Annotated in this window: 1 protein-coding gene and 1 rRNA gene; one reads left to right on the plus strand and one right to left on the minus strand. The window is 70.9% G+C overall.

Going from position 1 to position 808, the window contains the following annotated elements:
* Positions 1-88: ribosomal RNA gene (rrf, locus tag AB0J80_RS34085) — 5S ribosomal RNA — on the plus strand; the annotation flags it as partial.
* 25 nt (positions 89-113) lie between these two features.
* Here the strand turns inward: rrf and AB0J80_RS34090 are convergent.
* Positions 114-808 (minus strand): hypothetical protein (locus AB0J80_RS34090; protein WP_364713414.1); only part of this gene is annotated, 695 nt, incomplete at its 5' end.

Below are 808 nucleotides of genomic sequence, written 5' to 3' on the forward strand. Positions count from 1 at the left end.
CGGTCTCATTCCGAACCCGGAAGCTAAGCCCTCCAGCGCCGATGGTACTGCACTCGGGAGGGTGTGGGAGAGTAGGACGCCGCCGGACTCAACGTACAGTCGAGGGCCTTCCCCTACGGGGGTTGGCCCTCGACTGCTTTTGTGCGTCCGGCGCCTAGTAGCGTGGTACGGACGCCCGGGCCACCCCGCCCGGTGCGTCGTGGTGCGTACCGAAGCAGACGTGTACCCGTTGTCCCCCTGTACGTGAAGTGCTCCGGCGCCTTCGCCCGTAGCGCGACGGCAATGCCGAAATCGGAAGGATCTGACCCGTGAACCCAGGACCGCAGGACGGCGGCAACCGCGACGACGAGGGCCGGCCAGGCGGCGGTCGCGACGGCGGCTCCGAGGGATACCCCCGCGGCGACCGGGGAGACCGGGGCGCCCCCCGCCGCGACGGAGGCAACCGCGACCGCGCCGGCTACCAGGGTGGCGGTGACCGCGGTGGCTACCGCGGCGACCGCAACCGCGACGGTGACCGCGGCGGCTTCCGCGGCCCCGATCGAGACCGTGGTGGTTACCAGGGTGGCGGCGATCGTGGTGGTTTCCGCGGTGGAGATCGTGACCGTGGTGGTTACCAGGGTGGCGGGGACCGTGGTGGTTTCCGCGGTGGAGATCGTGACCGTGGTGGTTCCCAGGGTGGCGGCGATCGTGGTGGTTTCCGCGGTGGGGACCGTGACCGTGGTGGTTCCCAGGGTGGCGGGGACCGTGGTGGTTTCCGCGGTGGGGACCGTGACCGTGGTGGTTACCAGGGTGGCGGGGACCGTGGTGG

Origin of the sequence: Actinoplanes sp. NPDC049548, from assembly GCF_040676695.1 — a bacterium.
In the GTDB taxonomy this organism is placed as follows: Bacteria; Actinomycetota; Actinomycetes; order Mycobacteriales; family Micromonosporaceae; genus Actinoplanes.